Raw genomic sequence first — 19,922 nt, forward strand, 5'->3', positions numbered from 1 at the left:
GGTGAACGCAGATGTCGTCCTTGGCAGAACCTGGCGCACCCGAGGTGCCCAGCGCGCACGTCGAAGCGGTGCAGCGTCTTGAGGATGCGCTCTCGGACTTCGTGGCGGGAGTGCGCGGCATGTACGCCAATGCGGCTGGGCAGGTCGACCCTGACCTGCCTCCCTCGGCGTACAGGGTGCTGCTGACGATCTCACGGATCGGCCCGGTGAGTTTGTCGACTCTGGTCGAGAGGTTCGCCTCCGACAAAGGTCAGATGAGCCGGCAGATCAAGGAGCTGGAAGCCCTCGGCCTGGTGGAGCGCACCGTCGACCCGAACGATGGCAGGATCCGGTTGATCGGGATGACTCCCGAGGGCGTGAACCGTATGACCGTGGCTCGGCGTCCCTATCGGGAGCAGCTCACCGCAGTACTCTCGGATCGTTCGCCAGAGTCGATCGCCGGGCTCACCGAGCTGCTGCGGACGGTCGCGACACGAGGGATCGTCCCGCCCCGTTGAACCGGCGATGCCGCGTCCCTCACCGCGCACCGCGCGGGAACGGCTCGCGGCAGGGGCGCTGGCCGAGCGCGCAGCGCGAGGACGGGCATCCGAGCCCGGCCCGCACCGTTCGTCCCGCCCAGGGCCAGAGCACGGTGAGCGTGTCCGTGCTCGGCCGACAGATAAGTGGAGGTGAACCTCCACTTGTTGCGGTATCGTGTCCCCATGCTGACGACAGAAGCGGTTCCGGCGGCGCCGGAGAAGGCGCTGCGGGTGGACGCGGAGCGCCGCCGACAGGCCCTGTTGTGCGCGGCGGCGTCGGTGTTCCTCACCGATGGGCTGGATGCGCCGTTGGAGGATGTCGCCCGTGCGGCGGGTGTGGGGATCGGGACGCTGTATCGGCGGTTCCCGACTCGCGACGCGCTGGTCGAGGCGGTCTTCGAGGCGAAGATGGCCGACTATGCGAACCGCGCCGAGGCTGCCGTCATCCAGGCGGTCGAGGATCCATGGGCGGCCTTCGCCGGATATGTGCACGACATCATCGGCATGCAGGTCGCGGACCCCGCGTTCGGTGCCGTGCTCCTGCGCCCCATGCAGGGTTCCGAGCTGTTCTCCGGCGCGCACGCGCGGGCGCTGCGCGCCACCCGGCGGCTCATCTCCCGGGCCCGCAAGGCCGGCGCTGTTCGTCAGGACCTTCGGGAGACCGACCTCTACCTGCTGGTCGCCGCGACCGCGGCGCTTGTCGCAGAGCCCGGCCCGATCCGGGCAGATGCGGCGGCGCGTCGGATGGCGCAGCTGTTCCTCGATGCTGTGAGGGGATCCTCCGTATGAGCGGCGCCGTGCCCCATATCGCGATCGTGGTGGGCAGCGCCCGCGCTGCGCGCTTCGCCGACTATCCGCTCGCGTGGCTGCGGGAGCGTGTCGGCGCTCGCGACGACCTGCGGCTGTCCGTGATCGACGTGCGTGACGTCGGCCTGCCCTCCTACAACCTGCCGAAGCCGCCGGCGCTCGCTCCGCGGGAGTATTCGAGTCGGCAGCAGCGCGCCCTCGGGCAGCGGCTCGATGAGGTCGACGGGTTCCTGTTCCTCGTCAACGAGTACAACCACGGTTACGGCGCCGCGCTGAAGAACATGCTCGACCATTACTTCGCCGAGTTCGAGCACAAGCCGGCCGCGTTCTTCGGCTACGGCAACGTGGGGGGCTCGCGGGCGATCGAGCAGCTGCGGCAGGTCGTCGCCGAGTTGAACATGGTCTCGGTGCGCGAGAGCGTCCACATCTTCGGAATGCAGTTCCCGGCCGTGCGCGAAGGCGGGCCGGCCGCCGCCGAGGTCTTCGATGCGCTGGAGCCACGACTGACGGTGATGACCGACCACCTGCTCTGGTGGGCACGCGCCCTGAACGCCGCACGGTCGGCCTGAAGCGAGCAGGAACGATGAAAGGATCGGGCGAATGACGTTCGAACTCGGCGCCTACAGCTTCGGCGTGGCGGGCAAGAACCTCGACGGCGACGTGGTGAGCACGGCCCAGGCGGTGCGGAACATGCTCGAGCAGATCCGGCTCGCCGAGCAGGTCGGGCTCGACTTCTACGGGGTCGGCGAGCATCACACCGCGACGATGCCGGTCAGCTCTCCGGCATCGGTCATCAACGCGGCCGCGGCGATGACGAACCGGATCACGCTGTCGACGGCGGTGAGCGTGCTCTCCACCGACGACCCGATCCGCCTGTATCAGCAGATGGCCACCGCGCAGATCGTCTCGAACGGCCGCGTGGAGATCATCGCCGGCCGCGGCTCCTCCACGGACTCCTTCCCGCTGTTCGGGTACGAGCTCGACGACTACGACCGGCTCTACGCCGACAAGCTCGGCCTGCTGCTCGCGATCGGCGAGCACGAGCGGGTCAGCTGGGAGTCCCCGTTCCGGCCGCCGCTAGAGGATGCGCTCGTCGTGCCCCGGCCGGATCAGCCGATCCCGATCTGGCTCGGCACAGGCGGCAACCCGGGATCGACCGTGCGGGCCGCGAAGGCGGGGCTCCCGATCTCCTACGGCATCCTCTCCGGCACCCCGCAGCGGTGGGGGCAGATGGGCGCCCTCTACCGTCAAGCCGCCGAAGAGTCCGGCGTGGATCCCTCGCAACTTGCCATCTCGGTCGCCGGGCACGGCTTCATCGCCGCCGACGGGCAGGCCGCGAAGCAGACCTTCTTCCGCCACGAGTCCGCAGCCTACGCCGCGCACGGACGCTTCGCCGCACTCTCCTGGGAGGACGCGAAGGCGAACTACTCTCCGGGCGGCATGGTGTTCGCGGGCGACCCGTCCGAGATCGCGGACCGCATCATCGACCTGCACCGCCACCTCGGCCACATGCGGCACTTCTTCCAGATGGACATCGGCGGCATGCCGCACTCCGAGGTGCTCGCCTCCATCGAACTGCTCGGCACCGAGGTTGCACCCCGCGTACGCGCCGAGATCGGCTCGGACGGGGCCGCTCCTTCGAGCTGACACCGAGGGCGGCTCGAGCACCGACGCGGCGAACTGCTGCGCACGGCCGCGACACGAGGGATCATCCCGTCCCAGTTGACCGCCGACCTCGGCCTCGTCGTCGCGCCGCGCGGGTGGCGCACCCCCGCTGCTCTCGCGAGGGGTGCGCCAGACCGTTCAGCGGGTTTCCGGGGGTGCGGTCGCAGCCTCGGTATCCGATTCCTCCAAGAGGTTCTCGTCCACGAGCAGTTGGCCTTCGGCGAGGGATTCCGGCATGATCTCGGCGTTGATCTCGGTCGCGAGCGGCTTCTCCTTGACGAAGCACAGCAACACGGCGGTGATGACCGCGAGGGGCACCATGTAGATGAAGATCGGGATCAGCGCCTCGTTGTAGGACTCGACGATGAGGTTGCGGATCGGTTCCGGCAGCGACTTGATCAGCTCCGGCGTCAGCGAGTTCGCGCCGTCGGAGGGGCCCGCCCCGCCGCTCGGCAGCTTCTCGGTGATCAGCGAGGTGAGCCGGCTGGCGAAGATCGATCCGACCACGGCGGAGCCGAGGCTGCTGCCGACCTGCCGGAAGTAGTTGTTCGCCGCGGTCGCGGTGCCGACCATCTTGTGCGGGAACGAGTTCTGCACGACGAGGGTGAGGATCTGCATGCTCGTGCCGAGCCCGACGCCCATCACGGCCATGTAGATGCAGATCAGGTAGACCGGGGTGTCGACCTGCACGGTCGCGAGGAGGCCGACGCCGAGGGCGACGATGGCGGTGCCGACGATCGGGAGCAGCTTGTACTTGCCGGTCTTCGAGATCACCGCGCCGGTGACGATGGAGGTCAGCAGCAGCGCCGCCATCATCGGGATCATGAGCAGGCCCGCAGCTGTCGCGCTCGCCCCGACCGCCATCTGGAAGTAGGTGGGGAGGTAGCCGACGGCGCCGAACATCGCGACCGCGATGAGCAGCCCCGCGATCGTGGTCACGTTGAAGTTGCGGTCCTTGAACAGGCTGAGCGGCATGACCGGCTCGGAGGCGCGGGATTCGACCAGCACGAACAGGGCGCCGACGACAACGGTGGCGATGATCAGGCCGATGATCTGCGGCGACCCCCACTCGTACATCGATCCGCCCCAGGTGCCCACCAGCACCAGCGTGGAGGTGGCGATGGCGAGCAGCATCATGCCGAGGTAGTCGATCTTCGGCCGCTCGGTGCGGTTCAGCTTCGGCAGGCGCAGCAGCACGATGGTCGCGACGACGGCGAGGATGCCCAGGGGAACGTTCATCCAGAACGCCCACCGCCAGCCGGGGCCCTCGGTGAGCCAGCCGCCGAGCAGCGGGCCGGCGACCGAGGAGACGGCGAACACGCCACCCATGATGCCCATGTACTTGCCGCGCTCACGGGCGGGCACGACATCGGCGATCGCAGCCTGGGAGAGGATCATGAGCCCGCCACCGCCGAGGCCCTGCACGAGCCGTCCGACGATCAGGGAGTTCATGTCCTGCGCGAGGCCGCCGACCACGGAGCCCGCCACGAACAGCACGATCGCGGCGATCAGCATCGGCTTACGGCCAACGAGATCGCTGATCTTGCCGTAGACCGGCATCGTGATCGTGGAGGCGAGCATGTACGCGGTGATCACCCAGGTCATGTGCTCGACACCGTGCATCTCGCCGACGATCGTCGGCAGGGCACTGGAGAGCACCATCTGGCTCAGCGATGCCAGCAGCATCACGATCATCAAGGTGGAAAAGAGCAGGAGGATGTTGCGTTTCGCCGTCGCGGCTGCGGCCGACGGCGGGGTCGTGACGTCTGTCATGATGGGCTCTGGATGACCTCTCGGAATAGGGCGGTGGCGGATGCCAGCGACTCGGTGGTAGTAGCCGACCAAGCGGCGGGGTTCTTGACGAAAGCGAAACGGACGACCGTGGCCGCGAGCATGCGGAGCGCAGTTGCCGCATCGCGGATGTCCTGCGCCTGCACCGATTCTTCGATCAAAGCTCGCCGGGTGAGCTCCTCGATCAGGATCGGCTCGATGAGTTCGCCCGCCGTCGTCGAGAAGTGCTTGAGGCGCGCCCGCAGCTCCGGCAGGGTGCGGATGAGCTCGGATCGCCGCTCCCCGAGGCCGTCGTCGGGAACGGCGGTGCGGATGACCGCCATCGTGAGTCTCACCGCGCGCTCGAACAGGTCTCCGTCGCCGTCGAAGAACGACTCGCTCGCCGGCGCCGGAACGTGCAGCGGTCGCAACCCGAGCGCAGCGTCCTCCTTGCTCGGGAAGTAGTTGAAGAACGTCCTACTGGACACGCCAGCCTGCGCCGCGATCATGTCGACGGTGGTGGCCGTCCACCCGTGTTCGAGGAGGAGGTCGGCGGCCGCATCATGGATGGCCGCCGCGACCTCGAGGCGCTGTCGCTCACGCAGACTCAGAGCAGAATCATTCACTCATGCATTCTATGCGCCTCCGCAGTATTTGCACAACTGCAAACTAAGGTTTCGGTGCTGCCGCAGCCGCTCGCCATCTCTTCCGGGGAATCGGGTGACGACCAGCTGCACCTGGGGTTAGGCCTGTGCGGCGTGCATCGCGTCCCCGCTGGCGCTCGGCAGGTCCGAACTCGTCGTGACATCCTGCTGCTTCTTCGCCCTGCGGCGCTCCCGGCCGTCCTCGAAGAGCAGATACAGCACGGGCACGAGCACCAGGGTCAGCAGTGTCGACGAGATGAGTCCGCCGATCACGACGATCGCAAGGTCCTGGCTGATGAAGCCGCTGGACCCGGTCACGCCGAGCGCCATGGGGATCAGGGCGAAGATCGTGGCGAGCGCGGTCATCAGGATCGGGCGCAGGCGCTGGCGGGCGCCGTTGAACACGGCGTCGCGCACGCTCTGGCCCTGCTTGCGGTACTGGTTCACGAGGTCGATGAGCACGATCGCGTTCGTGACCACGATGCCGATGAGCATCAGCATGCCGATCAGGGCCGAGATGCCCAGCGGTTTGCCGGTGATCAGCAGCAGCACGATCGCGCCGGTCGCGGCGAACGGGATCGACACGAGCAGGATGAGCGGCTGCGCGAGCGACCGGAAGGTCGCCACGAGCAGCAGGAACACGATCGCGATCGCGATCAGCATCGCGAGCCCGAGCTGCTGGAACGACTCCTGCTGCGTTTCCGCCAGCCCGCCGAGTGTCGCGGTCGTGCCGGTAGGCAGGTCCAGGCCGTCGAGTCGCTCCTGCACCTCGGTGGTGACCGCGCCCAGTTCGCCCTCGGCTGGGGTGAGCGAGATCGTCGCGACGAGATCGCCGTCCTGCCGGGTCACCGAGGTCGCCACGGTGACCTTCTTCACCGATGCGAGCTCGGTCAGCGGCACCATGCCGGTGGCGGTGGGGATCTGCAGATCCTGGAGCTCGGCGATGGTCGCGGGCGGCGGGGTCGCGTCGAGGAAGATGCGGTACTCCTCGTTGTCGATGGTGACCTTGCCGATGCTCTGCGGGGAGAGGATGCTGCCGACCATGCCGAGCAGCTGGATCTCGGTGAAGCCGTGCTCGAGGGCGACCGTGCGGTCGACCGTGATCTGGGTGATCGGCTGCGCCGGTGCCAGGTCGCTCGACACCTCGGTGGTGTTCGGCGTGTCTTCGAGCGCCGCGTACACGGCCTCTGCCGCCCTCGCGAGATCCTCATCGTTGGTACCGGTGACGAGCACGTCGACGGAGCCGCCGAAACCGCCCATCGACGCGGCGTCCGCGAGGCTCACCTCGCCGGGGCCGTCGAGCTTCGCGAGCCGGTCGCGCACCGTGTCCTGCAGCGCGGACTGATCGGCCTTCGCGTCGGTGTTCACGATGAAGGTGGCCGTGCCGCCGCCCCCGCCGAGCATCGCGGAGAAGTCGCCCGACCCGCCGCCGCTGGAGCCGGCCATGAGCATGACGTCCTCGACGCCGTCGATGTCGAGGAGGGCGTCCTCCACGTCGCGGGCGCCGTCGGAGACCGTGTCCAGATCCGACCCGGCGGGGAAGGTCTGGGTGACCATGATCATGTTCTGCCCGGTGTTGCCCAGGAAGTCGACCTTCAACAGCGGGACCAGGGACACCGTGATGACGAGCAGCAGCACGGAGGAGATGATGGTGATGATCGGGTGCTTCTGCGTGCCGCGCAGGATCGGCTTGTAGCCGCGCTGCAACCAGCTCTTGTGCTCCTTCTCCTCGGCGGCCAAGCGCACCGCCTCAACGTCCGTGACGTTCTTCGGAGCACGCAGGAACCAGTACGAGAGCACGGGCACGATCGTGAGCGCGACCAGCAGCGAGGAGAGCATCGCGATCGTCACCGTCAACGCGAACGGGGCGAACAGCTCCCCCACCATGCCGCCCACGAGCGCGATCGGCAGGAACACCGCCACCGTGGTGAGCGTCGACGACGTGATCGCGCCGGCGACCTCGCGCACGGCGGTGAGGATGGCGTGCACCTTCTCCTCGCCGTAGGAGAGATGCCGTTTGATGTTCTCGATGACGACGATCGAGTCGTCGACCACGCGGCCGATCGCGATCGTCAGCGCGCCGAGGGTAAGCATGTTCAGCGAGTGGCCGCCGAGGTTCAGGCCGATGAAGGTGACCAGCACCGACAGCGGGATCGAGATCGCGGTCACGATCGTCGAGCGCAGCGACAGCAGGAAGACCAGGATCACGACGATCGCGAACAGTAGACCGAGCAGCCCCTCGATCGCGAGATGCTGGATCGACTCCTCGATGAACGGCGCCTGATCGAACACGATCGTCAACGACAGGCCGGGCACCTCGTCTTCGAGCTCGGCGATGGCGTCGCCGACGGCGTGGGAGATCGCGACGATGTCGGCGTCCTGGTTCGCAGTGATCGAGATCGACAGCGCCTCCTCACCGTCCATGCGGGTGAGGGAGGTCTGCGGCTCGGTGACGAGCTCGACCTTGGCGACGTCGCCGATGGTCACGACGGTGCCGGGCTGGGTCTGGCTCGCAAGCGGCAAGCCCTTGATGGCGTCGAGGGATGCGACTGCCGTGCCGCCCTGGACCGGCAGAGACGCTCCGTCGTCGGTGACGCTGCCCAGCGGCAGCGTCATGCCGTTCGCCTCGAGCGCCTGGCTCAGCGCCTGCGGGTTCAGCCCGTTCGCCGCGAGAGCCGCCTGATCCGGGGTGATCACGACCCGCTCGACCGCTCCTCCCGACACCGCAGCCGACCGCACACCCGAGATCGACTCGAGCTTGGGCACGACCGTGTCCGTGAGCGTGTTCGACAGGGCGGTGATGTCCTCGTCGGAGCCGGACGCGGTCATGAAGATGACCGGGATGTCAGAGGTGCTCCCCGAGATGAGCTGAGGGTCCGCATCGCTCGGCAGGCTGCCCGAGATCGAGTTCAGGGCCTGCTCCACCGAGGCGCGGAAATCATCGGCGTCGACGCCATAGGTGTACGCGATCGACACCATCGACATGCTCGACGACGACGTCGCCACGACCTGCTCCACATTGTCGAGGTCGGCGATCGCCCGCGAGATCGGCACGCTCACCTGCTCGTCCATCACCTCAGGGCTCGCACCCGGAACCGCGGTCACGACCGTGGTCTGCGGCAACGAGAGCGACGGGATCAGCTCCTGTTTGAGCTGCGTCATCGAGAACACGCCGAAACCGGCGATCAGGATCGTGATGAGCGCGACCAACGTCCGGTTGGCCAGGCTGAAGCGGGCGAGTCGGAACAAAAAACACCACCGAACAGTAGAGGGACTCGGGCAGGCGACGCTCCCGAATATGGTTAGCGCCACGCAAAGCTTAGTATAGGACTAAGCAACTCGATCTGAGTTGCACCTGGGAACGAAAGGTACGTTTGAGGCGTGAAGAGAGATGAAGAGACGGAGCGCAAGACGCTCCTCGCTGAGTTGCTCAGCCTGCAGGCCAGCCTGGAATCCTCATTCGTGCCGGAGCACCTCGAGCCGGTGCTGTCGCTGCGCCTGACGATGCAGCAGCTCAAGGTGCTGATGATCCTCGTCACCCACTCCGACGGCAGCACGATGCAGGCGCTCGCCAAGACCGTGGGGGTGTCGCTGGCGACCATGTCGGGGATCGTCGATCGCCTCGAGACGCAGGGCATGGCCGAGCGCAGCCTCGACCCGAACGATCAGCGCGTGCGCCGAGCCAGCGCCTCCGAGCTGGGACGCCAGACCGTGCAGCGTCTGATGGCCGCAAGACCGGAACTCAGCAGCACCCCGCTCGGCCTGCTCGCGATCGACGACCTCCGCGCACTCGCCCAGGGCATCCGCGCCCTGGTCCGCGCCGTCGAGAGCAGCCAGAACACCACCGACCACACGACGATGAGCGACTGACGCTCCGGCCGGCGACCCCTGCCGCACTCGCCGGCCGATCTCCACAAGGGAGGCCTGCCGATGAGCAGCAAGAGACCACGACACGCCCGCCCAGAACCGGGCGATGACGACCGGATCGCGAGACTCGGAAGCTTCCGCGCCAGTCTCGCCCGCTTCATGCTGAGCTACCAGTTCGGCATCAACGAAATCATGACCAAGGTCAACATCCTCCGAACCGAGTTCGAGCACCTCCACGACCACAGCCCGATCGAACACGTCTCGTCCCGCCTCAAAAGCCCCGAGAGCATCCTCGAGAAAGTACAGCGCCACGAGCTGCCGCTGTCGATCGAAACCATCCAGGAGCAGATTCACGACATCGCAGGCATCCGAATCGTGTGCAGCTTCATCGCGGACGTCTACCTCATCGCCGAGATGCTCGCCGCCCAACCCGACATCACCGTCATCGAGACCAAGGACTACATCGAGCACCCGAAACCGAACGGCTACAAGAGCCTCCACCTCATCGTGCAAGTGCCGGTGTTTCTCTCCTCCTCGGTCACCGAAGCGCGTGTCGAGATCCAGATCCGCACCATCGCCATGGACTTCTGGGCCAGCCTCGAGCACAAGATCGACTACAAGTTCGACCAAGAGATCCCCGCCGAGCTCCTCAACGAACTCACCGAAGCCGCGGAGCTCGCGAACAACCTCGACCTGAAAATGGAACGCATCCACCGAGAAGTCCGCGCGCTCCGCCCCCCGAACCCACGCCTGAGGACCCAAACCGACGAAGTCATCCACCCAGAGGCGCTCCTCCTCGGAGCACTGTTCCCGAATGGCCGAGAGCCAGGGCACGGCGACACGACGGACGAGCCCTCCCGCTAGCACGGGCGCCCGCTGACGGGCCGGATACTCGTACGACTATTCTCCCGTCGACGGTGCCAGCTGCGAGGGACAACCCGACCTGCACGACCTGTTTAGTCTCGAACAGTCAACAGGAGTCGTCACAACGTGAGGCTCCCGTGCTGACGTGGAACAGACCTGACCCGTCGCCCGGTGACCAGTGCGCATGCTTGGCGACCCCAGCCAGGGGCTGCGTCGGTCGCATCGAGCCGGTGTCCCGTCTCACACGGAACCTTCTCGTCGTAGTGCGCCTCGATGACAGCGAGATGCCGAGAGCTTCAGGACAACCGGCGCCCACGTGACTGAGCCCGCCGCGTCCGAACCGCTGATCGACCTCGGCCTTAACCGCCGATCACCTCGTACTTCTATTCCGAATGAACGTATGCTACCGTGGTAGATACGTCAGTTTCTGTCGTAGAAACATCAGGTGGTGATCCTCATGCATGGCGGCGTGATCCTGTTCCGGGGAACCGGAGCCGACGCGCGCCGTTATGTCGAGGCCGATCGTTCCCGTGCCGATGACTATTACCTCGGCGCGGATGCGTCTGTGGCGGCGTTCACCGCGCTCGATAGCGCCGGGAACGTGACTGCTGCGCTCGGGCTTGACCCGGAGGCGTATGCGGCGTGGGTGGATTGGGTGAACCCGGTCACGGGCGAGTCGATGGGCACGCCCCGTCTACCGGGTGTCGGGAAACAGGGGTCGCCGCGGTTCGCGGAGATGGTGGTGAATGCCCCGAAGTCGCTCTCGATCGCCGCAGCGCTCCACCCGGAGGTCTCCGATGTTCTCGACCGGGCGCAGCAGGACGCGGTAGCGGAGATTCAGGCGTGGCTCGCCGAGCACTCCGTGACCCGTGTCGGGCCGCGCGGCAAGCAGGAGGTGGTGCCCGTCCAGCAGTTGCAGACGGTGGCGGTGTCGCACCGCACGTCGCGGGCGGGTGATCCGCACCGGCATATCCACTTTCAGGTCGGTACCCGCGTGTGGGCGGCTGGGAAGTGGCGGGCGCTGGATACGGCGGCGTTGTTCCGGCAGCAGAGCGCGATCCGCGCGCTCGGTACCGCCGTGATCGCCGCGCATCCTGAGCTTACGGAGGTGCTGGATCGGCACGGTTTGACCCTTGATCCGGTATCGGGCGAGGTGGTCGAGCTCGAGCGGTTCAACGGTGTGATGAGCAAGCGCGGCGAGCAGGTGCGCAAGCACTTAGAACGCTTCGAGGCGGAGTGGGAGGCGGCGCATCCGGGCGAGACTGTGGGGCCGGTCGTCTCGGCCCGGCTCGCGGCGCAAGCGTGGGCGTATGAGCGGCCTGCGAAGAAGCCCACCACCCTGCGCGAAGAACAGGCGTGGGTGACGGAGTTGCGCGAGGCCGGCTACGACCCGGCCACGTTGCGCCGGCCCGTGCGCCGTGCGCCGGCGTCGCTGGACGACCTCTCCGTGCAGACCGTTGCAAGCCGTGCGCTGGATCGGTGCACCGCAGGTAGTTCGGCGTGGACGCGGCACACGGTGCAGGAGCACGCGACGCGGATCATGACCGAGTACGGCGTGCAAGCGGCCCCTGACGAGGTGCGCGAGTTCGTGCGCATTGCAACGGCGTTGGCGATGGAGGATTGCTTCTCGCTTCTCCCGCCCGGCGCAGCGGCGCCGGAGCATGTGGCGCACCTCACGAGCCTGCGCGTGGTGCAGGCTGAGACGGAACTGCGCGACCTCCTGACCGCACGAGTACCGAAGCGGGAGCCAAAGCACCCCGACGTGCGCGACGCGGCAACAGCGCGGGGCCTGGACGCCGGGCAGGAGCGCGCCGCCGCCGCAGTCGCATCGCGCGATCCGCTCGTGATCGTGGAGGGTGCAGCGGGTGCGGGCAAGACCACGATGCTCGGTGTCGCTATCGAGGTCGCGGCGCAGCATGGCCGGGTGTCGCGGGTGGTTGCGCCGACGTTGCGCGCCGCGCAGGTCGCACGCGACGAACTCGACGTGCCCGCGAGCAGTGTTGCGGCGCTCGTGCACGCGCACGGGTGGCGCTGGAACAGTGACGGCGTATGGATGCGCCTCGCACCCGGCGACACCGACCCCGAGACGGGCCGCACCTACCGCGGCCCGTCCGAGGACGCGCGGCTGGCGCAGGGTGAGCGGGTGATCGTGGACGAGGCCGGGATGCTCGACCAGGACACCGCAATCGCCCTCCTGACCGTCACCGCCGAGGCGGGCGCGACGGTCGCACTGGTCGGGGATCGCGCCCAGCTCGCCGCGGTCGGTCGTGGCGGCGTGCTCGATGTGGCCGCGCAGTTCCGGGGTCACACGTTCGATATGGCCGAGGTGCACCGCTTCACCGACCCCGCCTACGCCGAGGTCACGCTACGGATGCGCGACGGTAGAAACCCCGGCGAAGTGTTTGACCAGCTCGCCGGGCTCGGTCTCATCCGTCTGCACGAGAGCGGAGACGAGGCGCGCGAGCATATTGCCCAGGAGCGGCAGGACGGCGAAGCGGTCACTGTCAGCACGAACGATGAGGCCCGCACCCTCAACGCCCGCATCCGCGAGGAACGAGTCTCCCACGGACTCGTCGACGCCCGAACCGTTTACGGCAGCGACGGCCTGCCTATCGGAGCGGGGGATGTGATTCAGACGCGGAAGAACAACTCCGATGTGGGCGTGGCGAATCGGCAGCAATGGGTCGTGCAGCACGTCGAGGACGACGGCGCTGTCTCTGTGCGCGAGGCGGGGAGCGGGCGGAAGCGGCAGCGCACAGTCAGACTCCCCGCAGACTATGTGGCCGAGCACGCGCACCTGTCGTATGCGGCGACCGCCTACGGGGTGCAGGGCGCGACCGTGCCCGCATCGCACACGCTCCTCACCGACGCGACCAGCGCCGCAGGCGTGTACGTCGGCATGACCCGCGGGCGAGAGTCGAACGTGCTGCACATCGTTGCCGAGAACGAGGCCGATGCCAGGGCGCAGTTCATCGAGGCGATGGAGCGCGACCGCGCCGACCGCGGACTTGCCGACGCCACCCGCCGTGCTGTCGAAGAAGTGGCCGGGCTGGTCGAGAACGGCCCCGTGCGGTTCGTGAACGACGAGATCGCGGCGCTCGACAAGCGTGCAGCAACGGCTGAGGCGCAGGCCGCACGCTGGCAACAGGTCAGCACCGCCCTTGCCGACCTCACCGACCGTGAGGCCGAGGTACGGGAGAGGGCGCGAGCGGCCGAGCAGACCGCACAGCAACGGGCCGAGCAGGTGCGCGCCGAGGTCGCCGCGCCGGTCGTCTCCGCGGCGAGAGGGGCACTCGCCGACTGGCAGCAGGCCGACGCTGCTGAACAGGAAGCCAGCGAGCAGGTGCGGGCGTCGTCGTGGTTCGGGAAGCGCCGCGCCCGCGACGAGCACGAGAACGCTCAAGCGCGCACCGCCGAAGCGCGCCAGCAGGTGACAATTGAGTGGGGCGAGCCGTCGAGGTTGAACGAACGCGCCGATGCGTGGGTGGAGCGAGTCACCCGGCCCCGAATCGAGAACGACCCGCGCGTGATCGACGCCAAGCAGGAACACCAGGCGGCACGCAACGCCCTGCTAAACCGGCCAGAGCGAGCGCAGACCGAACGACTCGTCGCGTTCGCGCGAGTGTTCGGCGCGGAGACCGTGATCCGCAATCAGCAGGCGTACCTCACCACCAACCCCGCGCAACAGGCCGCACGAGCCAGGAAGACTGCGAGGCAAGCACGGGAGGAAGCCGAGCTGCTGCGCTCGCTCACCCCGGCCGAAGCCGCAGAGAGGATCGAGCAGACCCGCGCAGAAGAAGCTGCCCGCAACGCCTGGCGAGCCGAGCGAGAGCGCGCCTTGTCGCGCGACTATGAGCAGCACCACCGAAGCGCGCTCCGGCGCGACGGCCCGGCACGCGGCCTATGACCCGGCGCGGTCGGCTGCCGCGGGCACATCGCGCCCTTGCCCCCGGCTACCGTCCGAGACTCGGGCCGCCCCGGTCGCTGCCAGGAGGGTAGTCGTGTCCGAACGCATCTACCTGGGGCAGGGTGCGGCGGTGTTCGCGTGCAGCGTCCAGCTCGCGGTCGAGCACGGCGGGGTCACGGACGGCCTTGCGTGTCGTGAAGCCTTGAGTGTGCTCGTTCAACAGCTCCATCAGTCGGTCGCGCTGCGCAGCGTCCTTGACGGCAACAAGGTTCGGACGGATCAGGGCATCGATCCCGGAATGGTCTTCCACGATGGCAAGGGTTCGGGCGTGGGCGAACACGTCGCCGGGAATCTGCGACCAGTCGATGATCCATCCGGCTTCGCGGGCGAGCTGGTTGAACATGATGTGCTGACTGCGCGTGTTCACGTCACGGAACGGGTGGATCGCGGTCGTCTCACCCCAGACCCACGCCAGCCCATCAGCGAACGCATCCGCATCCAGACCGCGCAGGTGGTCGCGGGCGGCGAGTGCGTCGAAGACGCGCTCGGCCTCGGGCACGATGAACTGGGGGCGGCAGTGCGCGATGCCGGTGCCGCCGGGGTGGGTGTCGGTGTCGCGAATGTCGCCACCCCAGACATACAGATCAGCGGTCAGGTGCCGGTGGATCGCTTGCAGGTGGGCGAGGTCGAAACGGCCGGGGATGGGGTGCTCGGTGAGTTCGACCATGCGCTGATGGATCGCGGCCGTCTCGACGGCTTTCCAGCGGTCGTAGTCGGTGATGCCGAGCTTGTTGATGAGAACAAGGCTGTTCGGGTAGCTGTAGCGGTCGGGCACTGGTGCTCCTGCCCGGACAGGTTACTTCTCAGGGAAACGGGTAAGCGCGACTGCGATCGCCTCGCGCACTGCCTCATCCCCGGACAGTTCCCCGCGCACCTGGCGGCGGGCAATCTCCCGATCCGCCTCGGACACGACCGCCCCGGCAGTCTCCTGCCCAGCCTCGACCTCCGCGAGCACGCGCCGGACATAGGCCTCGGATACAGAGGTCTTGAGAGCCATTCGGGGTGCCTCCTTGTGGTCGGCGTTCTCAGATCAGTCTACGTCTCGGCACCGACATTCACAGGGAAGCCGGGAGCGGGGGTGCCGAATCGGCACCCCCGGCCGTGGAGCGTCAGGGCTCGCTGTTGTTGGCCGGGGTGTCTGCGAAGAGGGCGAGGAACTTTTCGCGCGGGATCACGATGCGCCGTCCGAGCTTCACATGCGGGATCGTGCCCTCGTTGATGCTCGTGGTGATCGTGCGGGGATCGACCCCGAGGGCTTCGGCAGCTTCTTTGCGGGTGATGACCAGGCTGCGCCGCTTGCGGAGGTCGTCCATGTCGAGGGTGCTCTGCCGCATGGTCACACCATCCGTTCCGGTCGCGCGCGTGAATGTGATTCTTCCCACCGTAGAGAATCGCACTTGCGCTGTCAAGTATCGCACTGTAGATTTCTTACATGGAAAACGAGAGGGTGCGGGGCAACCCCGCAGGGATCACAAACACGCACGTCGCGCAGAACATCCGCGCCGCAAGGCAAGCGATCGGGATGGACTTGCGCACCATGTCCGACGGACTGCACGCGGCAGGGCGCAAAATGTCACCGTCGGGCATCAGCAAGCTAGAGGCCGGGGATCGCCGCGTGGACGTGGACGACCTGACCGTGATCGCCTACTTGCTGCGCACCACCCCCGCGGCACTCCTGACCCCACCGGACGAGCAGACAACCCTTACCGGAGTGCCGGACGGGTATGAGCCGGAAGAGATCGACAGGTGGATGCGCGGGGAACTCGTCCTCACCGACGAGGGGCTGTTCAACTACTGGCAGAAAGAATGGGTGATCTGCACCGACCGCATCCACCACCTCGAAACCACCCTCGACGGCATGACCACCCCCAGCAAGGACGATCCCGAGAAGACGAGCGCGCACCCGAAGACCATCGCCGCCTACCAGGAACGTCTAGAGACGGCGCGGGCACGCGCCCGCGTGATCCAGGAGCGCGGCGTGCAGCTCGACCCGGACGGGCGCGTGTTCAACGCCAAGGACTACATCGACAACTACGCAGACACCCACCGGCCCGGACAGATCACCGCGAGGAGCACACGGTCATGACCGGGAAGAAACCGCCCGCTGAGCAGAGCGGTGGGGGTGAGAAGCGGCAGCGGCGTTCGCGTTCCCGGCAGCCCGGCTCGATCCAGGCATACGACACTGACCAGGGGAAGCGGTGGCGGTTCCAAATCTACGTCTTGAAAGACCCCGAGTATCCCGAGATGGGGTCGCGCCGTCTCACCCGTTCCGGCTTCACCAGCACCGACGAGGCGAACGACGCCTTGCAGGAGGCGTTGAAGCAGCGCAAGCAGAACGAGAAGTTCGGGAACAAGGTACCCACGCTCGGCGCATACGCCGACGAATGGGCGGCAGGATTGAAGCTCGCGGCGTCCACGATCAAGGGCTACAAGAAGATCATCCGCAACCACATCCGACCCCAGCTCGGCAGCATTCGCCTCGACAAGCTCACCGCCACCCGGATCGCCCGCCACTACCGCGACCTCGAAGACCACGGACGCAACGACACCTACGGCAAGGGCAAACCGCTTTCCGCCAACTCGGTGCACAAGGTGCATGTCGTGCTCGGCGCGATCCTGGACGCCGCGATAGACGACGGGCACCTGACCGTGAACCCGGCGAAGAAGAAGCGCACCGTGAAACCCCCGAAATCCAGCGAGGTGCGGGCACAGAAACCAGAAATCGCCACCTGGACAGCCGAACAGTTGCAGACCTTCCTCGCCTGGAACCGCGACACCCTCGAAGACGAGCTGTTTCCGCTATGGCGGCTGATCGCCTACACCGGCATGCGCAGGAGCGAGGCACTGGCGCTCAGGTGGTCGGACATCAACACCAAGACCATGCGGATCAGCATCCGCCGCGCCGTCGATACCGACGACTGGACGAAGACCAAGACCACGAAAACCGGGCAAGCCCGCGTCATCGACGTGGACGCCGAGACCTTGAAGGTACTCGCTTCGTACAAGGTCGCCCGCGCCGAACTCTCGTTCGAGCTGGCGAAAGCCGACGCCTACGTGTTCGGAGACGACGACGGCAAGCTGCGCTCACCCGACGCGATGACGAGCCGATGGGATCGCCGCTTGAAGTGGGCGACCGCGAAGTTCAACACCCTGCACCGCGTCACGATCAAAGGGCTGCGTCACACCCACGCCACGCTGCTGCTTGAACTCGGGGAGCATCCCAAGGTCGTGCAAGAACGTCTAGGACACTCAACGATCACCACGACGATGAACATCTACTCCCACGTCACCCCGACCATGCAACGCTCTGCCGTAGACCGCTTCGCCGCCCACCTCGGCTCCTGAACCCCGCACATCCACGGCTATCAGCCGTTGTCTACCTCCTGTGCGCTCACGCGGGTCAGGAACTCTCCCAACAGCGTCGCGAAGGCCTCGGGTGCCTGCATGTGCGACTGATGCCCCGCACCCGGGATGATGCGTAACTCCGCACCGCGGATGCCCGTTGCGAGCGCGCGAGCCGCAGGCAGGTTCGGACGATCCTTCTCACCGCACAGCACCAGCGTCGGAGACGACACCTCATCGAGCCGATCTGAGAAGTCGGCACGGCTGACCGCTCGCAACACCGACAGCATCACGTTCTTGCGCGCGCCCTGCTTCTCCAACACCTTGGCCGGGAGCAGGCGGAACACTGCGCCCTGCACGGCCATGAGCGCACGCGGCGGCTTCACTTGCCCCGCCGCCAACGTCAGCGACCGCACCCGCGCCGGGTGATCGAGCGCGAACTGCAACGCGATCATCGCCCCAGCGACAGCCCGCACAGATGCACTCTGTCAGCCCCATGCCGCTCGATCTGCCGCAGAACTGCATCCGCCGCAGCATCGAGGCTGAACTCGGCAGCCCCACCAGACCCGTTGTCGGAACCGAAGACGTCAACAGCCAACGAGTCGAAGCCTGACGGCAACGCGGCACGCTGCGCATCCCAGGCATCCGCGCTCTCACCCAGCCCGTGCAGGAACACGACGGTCTGGGCGGCTTGCATACCCTCCATGATCCCACGGCACCAAAGACAGCGAAGCGCCGAACGAAGCCGCTCAGACGGTCGCCAGCGGAGGGGCTTAGCACTTTTTCTAGCACTTCCGATGCAAATGACCCCCAACCCGGAGAACTAAATCCCAGGTCAGGGGCCATTTCATTCGCGTGCGCGAGGGGGGACTTGAACCCCCACGCCCTTGCGGGCACTGGCACCTGAAGCCAGCGCGTCTGCCAATTCCGCCACTCGCGCGCATCGCCGCCCTGCACCTGCGTGCCGGACAACTCCACAAGCTTAGCAGCACCGGAGCCTTCTCACCAAAGCGGGCTACACTGCTGGCTAAACTGAATGGCGTACCGGCGTGCCGCAACGACGCGCGTCGACGACGAACGATGGGCCGAGCGGGAAGGGAGGACGGCACGTGGGCATTCTGGACAGCGTCGAGCGCGGGCTCGAGCGGGCCGTCAACGGCGCCTTCGCGCGCACCTTCCGATCCGGTGTGCAGCCCGTCGAGATCGCGTCTGCGCTCAAGCGCGAGCTCGACATCAGCGCGGTCATCGTCGACCGCGACCGTGTGCTCGCACCCAATCGCTTCGTCGCGCGCGTGGCGCCGAAGGACGCGGATCGCCTGCGCGGCCTCGGCGACACGCTGGAGCAGGAATTGCGCGGCGTCGTGGTGAAACACGCGAAGCGGCAGAACTACCAGTTGCTGGGCGATCCCGACGTGGAGATCCGCCCCGACGAGGGGCTAACGGTCGGCGTGCTCGAGATCGACTCCTCGCGGGTCGAGGGCGCGGTCGACTGGATCGCGGTGCTCGACGTCGACGGCACCCGCCACGAACTGCGCCGCGGCACGACGACGGTGGGCCGCGGCAGCGACTGCGGCATCCGCATCACCGACAACGCGGCCTCCCGCAAGCACCTCGAGGTCATCTGGGACGGATCGGCCGGCATCGCGCGCGATCTCGGCTCGACCAACGGATCCAAGATCAACGGGGAACGCTTCCGCGAGGCCGCGCTCGCCCCCGGCATCGTCATCACCATCGGACAGACCGCGCTGCGGTTCCAGCTCGTGCCCGGGCGCGGACGCACCGCGCCGCCGGTCGCGCCGCCGGCGCGACCGGGCACCCCACCGACACGCGCCCAGCCGGCGCAGAACTCGACGCCGGAGATCCCTCCGAGCATCGATCAAGACTTCTGGAGGGGCCTGTGAGCGAACTCACCCTGCTCATCCTGCGCATCGGATTCCTTCTGCTGCTCTGGTTCTTCATCTTCGGCATCGTGTACGCGCTGCGCAGCGACCTCTTCGGTGCCCCCGTGCGCCGCATGCGGAGCGGCGCGGAGACCGGAGGCGCCCCGCAGGCGACCCCGCAGGTCTCCGCCGTGGTCTCGGCACCGAGCGCTCCTGCCCCGCCGCACTCGGGGCCCGCGATCACCCCGAGCGGGGGCGGTCTGCCCTCGGCCGGCGGCGACCTCCCCTCGGCCGGCGGATCCGGCGCGGCGCGGCACCTCGTCATCACCTCCGGCGTCGCCGACGGCACCTCCATCAACCTCGACGACGAGTTCATCACGATCGGCCGCAGCAGCGACTCCACGCTCGTCATCGTCGACGACTACACGTCCACCTACCACGCGCGTCTCTCGCGCAGCGGCGAGCAGTGGATCCTCACCGACCTCGACTCGACCAACGGCACCCGCGTCGACGGCGAGCGCATCTCGAAGCCGACCCCGGTTCCGCCGTACACCCCCGTCACCATCGGCACGACCACGTTCGAGTTGAGGCCCTGAGC

The 19,922-nt window shown here is 67.3% G+C and carries 17 protein-coding genes, 1 tRNA gene and 1 pseudogene; 11 read left to right on the forward strand and 8 right to left on the reverse strand.

Annotated features, from left to right (window positions below; all coding sequences use genetic code 11):
- The first annotated feature begins 11 nt into the window (after nt 1-11).
- From EVS81_RS08620 to EVS81_RS08635, 4 genes are all read left to right on the forward strand, one after another.
- On the forward strand, nt 12-497 hold the full coding sequence (locus EVS81_RS08620; protein ID WP_130110025.1) for a MarR family winged helix-turn-helix transcriptional regulator: 486 nt from the start codon (nt 12-14) through the stop codon (nt 495-497).
- Nucleotides 498-701: 204 nt separating this feature from the next.
- The gene (locus EVS81_RS08625) at nt 702-1,307 is read left to right on the forward strand and encodes a TetR/AcrR family transcriptional regulator (RefSeq protein WP_130110026.1); all 606 of its coding nucleotides are present in this window, start codon (nt 702-704) and stop codon (nt 1,305-1,307) included.
- Nucleotides 1,304-1,894 (forward strand): NADPH-dependent FMN reductase, encoded by a 591-nt coding sequence (locus EVS81_RS15795; protein WP_165384222.1) that lies wholly within the window; start codon nt 1,304-1,306, stop codon nt 1,892-1,894. The genes EVS81_RS08625 and EVS81_RS15795 overlap by 4 nt, the downstream gene beginning before the upstream one ends.
- Before the next feature lie 31 nt (nt 1,895-1,925).
- Nucleotides 1,926-2,972 carry an LLM class flavin-dependent oxidoreductase gene (locus EVS81_RS08635; protein ID WP_130110028.1) on the forward strand — a complete coding sequence of 349 codons (1,047 nt, stop codon included), beginning with the start codon at nt 1,926-1,928 and terminating at the stop codon, nt 2,970-2,972.
- 156 nt (nt 2,973-3,128) lie between these two features.
- On the opposite strand, the gene EVS81_RS08640 is transcribed toward EVS81_RS08635, so the two are convergent.
- From EVS81_RS08640 to EVS81_RS08650, 3 genes are all read right to left on the reverse strand, one after another.
- On the reverse strand, nt 3,129-4,763 hold the full coding sequence (locus tag EVS81_RS08640) for an MDR family MFS transporter (protein WP_130110029.1): 1,635 nt from the start codon (nt 4,761-4,763) through the stop codon (nt 3,129-3,131).
- On the reverse strand, nt 4,760-5,386 hold the full coding sequence (locus EVS81_RS08645) for a TetR family transcriptional regulator (protein ID WP_130110030.1): 627 nt from the start codon (nt 5,384-5,386) through the stop codon (nt 4,760-4,762). Before EVS81_RS08645 ends, EVS81_RS08640 begins: the two co-directional genes overlap by 4 nt.
- Before the next feature lie 117 nt (nt 5,387-5,503).
- Nucleotides 5,504-8,653 (reverse strand): efflux RND transporter permease subunit, encoded by a 3,150-nt coding sequence (locus tag EVS81_RS08650; protein ID WP_165384223.1) that lies wholly within the window; start codon nt 8,651-8,653, stop codon nt 5,504-5,506.
- A 132-nt stretch (nt 8,654-8,785) separates the two neighbouring features.
- Here EVS81_RS08650 and EVS81_RS08655 point away from each other — a divergent pair, with 132 nt between their 5' ends.
- From EVS81_RS08655 to mobF, 3 genes are all read left to right on the forward strand, one after another.
- Entirely contained in the window at nt 8,786-9,274 is a 489-nt protein-coding gene (locus EVS81_RS08655; RefSeq protein ID WP_130110032.1) for a MarR family winged helix-turn-helix transcriptional regulator, read from the forward strand.
- 156 nt (nt 9,275-9,430) lie between these two features.
- Nucleotides 9,431-10,135, forward strand: a complete 705-nt coding sequence (locus EVS81_RS08660) for a GTP pyrophosphokinase (RefSeq protein ID WP_240739787.1) — start codon at nt 9,431-9,433, stop codon at nt 10,133-10,135.
- Between the two features lie 457 nt (nt 10,136-10,592).
- Nucleotides 10,593-14,042 carry a MobF family relaxase gene (mobF, locus tag EVS81_RS08665; protein WP_130111363.1) on the forward strand — a complete coding sequence of 1,150 codons (3,450 nt, stop codon included), beginning with the start codon at nt 10,593-10,595 and terminating at the stop codon, nt 14,040-14,042.
- A gap of 46 nt (nt 14,043-14,088) precedes the next feature.
- Here the strand turns inward: mobF and EVS81_RS08670 are convergent, their stop codons facing one another.
- The 3 genes from EVS81_RS08670 to EVS81_RS08680 form a co-directional block, all read right to left on the reverse strand.
- Nucleotides 14,089-14,877, reverse strand: a complete 789-nt coding sequence (locus EVS81_RS08670; RefSeq protein WP_130110034.1) for a Fic/DOC family protein — start codon at nt 14,875-14,877, stop codon at nt 14,089-14,091.
- 21 nt (nt 14,878-14,898) lie between these two features.
- Nucleotides 14,899-15,099 (reverse strand): hypothetical protein, encoded by a 201-nt coding sequence (locus EVS81_RS08675; protein ID WP_130110035.1) that lies wholly within the window; start codon nt 15,097-15,099, stop codon nt 14,899-14,901.
- Between the two features lie 112 nt (nt 15,100-15,211).
- Entirely contained in the window at nt 15,212-15,436 is a 225-nt protein-coding gene (locus EVS81_RS08680) for a helix-turn-helix domain-containing protein (RefSeq protein ID WP_130110036.1), read from the reverse strand.
- A gap of 98 nt (nt 15,437-15,534) precedes the next feature.
- Between EVS81_RS08680 and EVS81_RS15800 the strand changes: the two genes are divergently transcribed.
- Nucleotides 15,535-16,188 carry a helix-turn-helix domain-containing protein gene (locus EVS81_RS15800; protein WP_165384224.1) on the forward strand — a complete coding sequence of 218 codons (654 nt, stop codon included), beginning with the start codon at nt 15,535-15,537 and terminating at the stop codon, nt 16,186-16,188.
- Nucleotides 16,185-17,447, forward strand: a complete 1,263-nt coding sequence (locus EVS81_RS08685) for a tyrosine-type recombinase/integrase (RefSeq protein WP_165384225.1) — start codon at nt 16,185-16,187, stop codon at nt 17,445-17,447. The genes EVS81_RS15800 and EVS81_RS08685 overlap by 4 nt, the downstream gene beginning before the upstream one ends.
- 20 nt (nt 17,448-17,467) lie before the next feature.
- On the opposite strand, the pseudogene EVS81_RS08690 reads toward EVS81_RS08685, so the two are convergent.
- Both EVS81_RS08690 and EVS81_RS08700 read right to left on the reverse strand, forming a co-directional pair.
- A pseudogene (locus EVS81_RS08690) lies at nt 17,468-18,150 on the reverse strand (alpha/beta fold hydrolase).
- 150 nt (nt 18,151-18,300) lie between these two features.
- Nucleotides 18,301-18,384, reverse strand: a tRNA-Leu gene (locus EVS81_RS08700).
- A 169-nt stretch (nt 18,385-18,553) separates the two neighbouring features.
- Here EVS81_RS08700 and EVS81_RS08705 point away from each other — a divergent pair.
- Complete coding sequence (locus EVS81_RS08705; protein WP_130110040.1) at nt 18,554-19,345, forward strand: FhaA domain-containing protein; 792 nt, start codon at nt 18,554-18,556, stop codon at nt 19,343-19,345.
- Entirely contained in the window at nt 19,342-19,920 is a 579-nt protein-coding gene (locus tag EVS81_RS08710; protein WP_130110041.1) for an FHA domain-containing protein FhaB/FipA, read from the forward strand. The genes EVS81_RS08705 and EVS81_RS08710 overlap by 4 nt, the downstream gene beginning before the upstream one ends.
- The last annotated feature ends 2 nt before the right edge of the window (nt 19,921-19,922 follow it).

The sequence above is a fragment of the Leucobacter triazinivorans genome (assembly GCF_004208635.1).
In the GTDB taxonomy this organism is placed as follows: domain Bacteria; phylum Actinomycetota; class Actinomycetes; order Actinomycetales; family Microbacteriaceae; genus Leucobacter; species Leucobacter triazinivorans.

Coding starts and splice junctions, on each gene's coding strand:
- EVS81_RS08620 (WP_130110025.1), top strand. CDS start 12: ATGTCGTCCTTGGCAGAACCTGGCGCACCCGAGGTGCCCAGCGCGCAC.
- EVS81_RS08625 (WP_130110026.1), top strand. CDS start 702: ATGCTGACGACAGAAGCGGTTCCGGCGGCGCCGGAGAAGGCGCTGCGG.
- EVS81_RS15795 (WP_165384222.1), top strand. CDS start 1,304: ATGAGCGGCGCCGTGCCCCATATCGCGATCGTGGTGGGCAGCGCCCGC.
- EVS81_RS08635 (WP_130110028.1), top strand. CDS start 1,926: ATGACGTTCGAACTCGGCGCCTACAGCTTCGGCGTGGCGGGCAAGAAC.
- EVS81_RS08640 (WP_130110029.1), bottom strand. CDS start 4,763: ATGACAGACGTCACGACCCCGCCGTCGGCCGCAGCCGCGACGGCGAAA.
- EVS81_RS08660 (WP_240739787.1), top strand. CDS start 9,431: ATGCTGAGCTACCAGTTCGGCATCAACGAAATCATGACCAAGGTCAAC.
- mobF (WP_130111363.1), top strand. CDS start 10,593: ATGCATGGCGGCGTGATCCTGTTCCGGGGAACCGGAGCCGACGCGCGC.
- EVS81_RS08675 (WP_130110035.1), bottom strand. CDS start 15,099: ATGGCTCTCAAGACCTCTGTATCCGAGGCCTATGTCCGGCGCGTGCTC.
- EVS81_RS08680 (WP_130110036.1), bottom strand. CDS start 15,436: ATGCGGCAGAGCACCCTCGACATGGACGACCTCCGCAAGCGGCGCAGC.
- EVS81_RS15800 (WP_165384224.1), top strand. CDS start 15,535: ATGGAAAACGAGAGGGTGCGGGGCAACCCCGCAGGGATCACAAACACG.
- EVS81_RS08685 (WP_165384225.1), top strand. CDS start 16,185: ATGACCGGGAAGAAACCGCCCGCTGAGCAGAGCGGTGGGGGTGAGAAG.